This is a genomic window from Fluviicola sp., from assembly GCF_030151805.1.
Taxonomy (GTDB): Bacteria; Bacteroidota; Bacteroidia; order Flavobacteriales_D; family Crocinitomicaceae; genus Fluviicola.
The window spans coordinates 1-3,593 of the sequence record NZ_JASLCN010000130.1 but is presented as its reverse complement, the minus strand read 5'-3'; the positions used below and the strand labels follow the sequence as shown (position 1 = coordinate 3,593).

Below are 3,593 nucleotides of genomic sequence, written 5' to 3'. Positions count from 1 at the left end.
TGAACGGATTGTTGAAAACGTAGTTCGAATCCACCGGAATCACAAACTGAGTGGTTAGCGTATCGCCACAATTATCGGTTACATGTAAATCATGCACTCCGGCGCACAGACCAGTTAACAAACTATAGCCGCTTGAAGTAACTACTTGTGAACCATTGTCAATATCCAGTTCAAAATCCGCATTTCCCGAAACCGTTATTGCTACTTCTCCCACACAGGAATTTGCATCGGAAGGCATCGAGAAGGTATTTGAGATTGTTAAAGGAAGTGATGGGATAATGGTTAAATTCAATGTAATAATCGAGTCGCAACCAGCAGCATTTTGCAATACAAATGTTGGGCTATTTGTAGAAGCATGATACGTCATTCCATCTATCCAGATAAGAGAATCACATGCCGTTTGAATATCTGTCCCGGTAGTTGAGTGTGTAATCGTCAGGTTCAGCGAAACAATCGAATCACAGCCGTTCACAACGCTGCTTATTGTATCCGAATACAATCCTGATAAAGTATATGTTTGGTTTGTCTGAGACCAGGTGTAGGAATCACACGAAGTGACTGGTATGATATTCTGATTTACAACCGGTTCCTGAATGTTCGTTGTTTGTGATTTAATACATCCTTCTGCATCCGTAATTGTTAACTGGTAGGAACCTGCTGGAAGATTATTGACTACTTGTGTCGTAGCTCCCACAGACCAGAAATAAGAATATGGAGACGTTCCACCAGTTAAAGTAGTCGAAATTGCTCCGTCATTACCACCGTTACAAGTTACATCAGTCGAATTGAGCGTGATATTAATCGGAGAACAGGTTAAGATTCGTGTAATGCGGTTTCTTCCGACACTGTTATAACTCACGAATTCTCCACCCGCAACGATATCACTCCCCAGGAAACTAAATGTATATACATTTCCATCTGTTCCTGATCCTAAATCAAAAGACGGATCTATACTTCCATCTGCATTTAACCTCACAAGTCCTTTGCATGGAATGCCGTTATATGTATTGAATTCACCACCAATCAGTATTTTTCCGTTAGATTGAATCGCAACTGTCCGAACCCAATAATCTGCGCCAAGCCCCGGATTAAACGAATTGTCGATACTTCCGTCTGCATTGATCCGTGCAATGTAATTTCTCGCAACGCCATTATACGTTGTAAATGCTCCTCCTATTACTATTTTTCCATCTTGTTGGGTTGCCATAGCGTAAACGTAGTTATTCGCTCCATTTCCAAGATTAAAGGTGTTATCAAAAGCTCCTGAAGGTAAAAGACGTCTTAAATTTCTCTGAACCTGGCCCGAATTGGGAGTGAGATACCCACCCACAAGATAATTCCCATTAGCAAGCACTTCCGCACAACTTACTTCAAACCAGTTAAAGCTTGTCGTGGTTAAAGCAAATGTGTTATCCCAGGAACCATCCGGATTTAATCGAAATGCAGACCATTGACCAAAACTTCCACCCACAAGTATTTTACCGCCTGGTTCAATTTTTATTGTATTTACGGAACTAGTAGAGTTGTTTAAAAACGAAACATTGAATGAATTGTCTCTGCTGCCATCCGGATTCAATCGCAAAATCCGATGAGTTACTCCCGAGTAAAGCACTTTAAAATCTCCCCCGATAATGATCTTACCATCCGGTTGAATCGCAATTGCTCTTACATTTCCGGTCAGATCATCCTGAACAAATGTCGTATCTAAGTTTCCATCCGGATAGAGGCGCGCCAGGTAACCAATCATTTTTCCGTTATAGCGGGTAAAATCTCCTCCTACCAGTAATTTTCCATCCGGCTGCACTGCTGTTGAATAAACCCTGCGGTTAAATCCGGTACCCGGATTAAATGTGTCATCCCAGGAACCTCCTGGATTCAGCCTGGTGACTCCGCTTTGATTTTTGCAGAAAGTACTCCCGTTAAATACCGTATTATTGAACCCTCCAACAATGATTTTGTCATCTGATTGAATTGCTACGCTGTTCAGTTCGAACCACACATCTAATCCGGAAATAAAGGTTGCGTCTTCCAAACCATTTGAATTCAATCTTGACACCCATTTTCCACCGGCCGGACCTGTGATCGAACAGATTATTTTTCCATCTGACTGAAGCCCCATTGCTGCTATTGTCATATTACCAGCAACAGTTCCTGAAAAATCAAACGAATTATCTATGCTCCCATCTGAGTTCAATCTGACCACCCCGTTTTTACTGATCCCGTTGCAGGTTGTAAAGCCGCCGCCGATCAGAATTTTGCCGTTTGGTTGTATTAAAACTGATTTTACAATACCGTTGAATCCTGAACCAGCATTGAATGACGCATCCAGACTACCGGTAGCGCCGTCTAAACGGGCAGCATAATTCCTTGTTACTCCATTAAATGCTGTAAAATACCCGCCGACAATGATATTCTGATTCCCATCAATCGCCAATGATGTAACATATTGATCGAATCCTGAACCAGACGCGTTAAACGTTGCATCCAAACTTCCATCTGAATTTAAGCGGGCAATTCGATTCTGAGTAACTCCATTAAAGGAAGTAAATTCACCTCCGATTACAATTTTACCTGTTGCCTGAACAATAACGGTATTGATTTTCCCGTTCGCACCGGTGCCGATGTCAAACAATGTATCAATGACTCCCGAAGGATTTACCCGTACAATGCAATTTCTTTGAAGTCCGCCATAAGCCTGAAAATCACCGGCCAAAATAATTTTACCGTCACTTTGCAAGGCTGTTGCATAAACCGTTCCTGTTATTCCGGATGGTGGTGTAACAAAACCTGAATGAAAAGTCGTATCCAGACTTCCATCGGCATTCAGTTTTGCGACACAATTGATCGTCCTGGTATTATAAGTACTGAAGCCTCCCGCAACAATCATTTTTTGGTTCGGAAGAAGCATCGTCGAATATATATATCCGGTGTATGCTACTCCATCTCCATTTCCAAATCCGTCATCTCCCGGATTAAAGGTTGGGTCATTTTCTCCGGGCTGAGCAAAAGAATTACCCGAAATCAGAAGAAAGAGCAGTGTTATTGATGATAAAAATCGCTTCATAAGGTTAAATTGATTGAGCAAACATACAAAAAAACCCGCTGTTAATTAACAAGCGGGATTTCTATCTGTATATTTGAATTTCTTTACTGCTTTACAACACGTTGCACACTTTGTCCCTGTGAGTTTTTGAAAGCGAACAAATAAACTCCGCGTTCAAAATTCTCCAGGGAAACCGTTCCCTGGTTTTGAATCTGGTCCTTCAATACTACTTTTCCTTGCAGATCATAAACCGTTAGTTCTGCATCCGATCCGGAGAAATTGATTCGAACCTGGTTGCTGGTCGGATTGGGGTAAACTTCAAACAAGTTTTGCTTGTAATCTGCCAATCCCGCAGTGGAAACTGAGCCATTGTTGAAGTAAATGGCTTCTGTAACGGTGAAGTATTCTCCTACGGATTTATTCGGACAGAATACACTCAACTGCAACCAATAAACACCGTTTCCGTTGTTCAATACGTAGCTCGTTGTGTCGAAGTTAGATCCGTTCGAATCTACGATATTCCAGATGACGTTGACAGTATTTCCGTTTG

At 41.7% G+C, this 3,593-nt stretch carries 1 protein-coding gene and 1 pseudogene; both read right to left on the bottom strand.

Going from position 1 to position 3,593, the window contains the following annotated elements; all coding sequences use genetic code 11:
• Positions 1–3,064 (bottom strand): annotated as a pseudogene (locus Q1V93_RS05010) (hypothetical protein); the annotation flags it as partial.
• 83 nt (positions 3,065–3,147) lie between these two features.
• Positions 3,148–3,593: T9SS type A sorting domain-containing protein (locus Q1V93_RS05005; RefSeq protein WP_300662334.1), on the bottom strand; the 446-nt coding region annotated here is incomplete at its 5' end.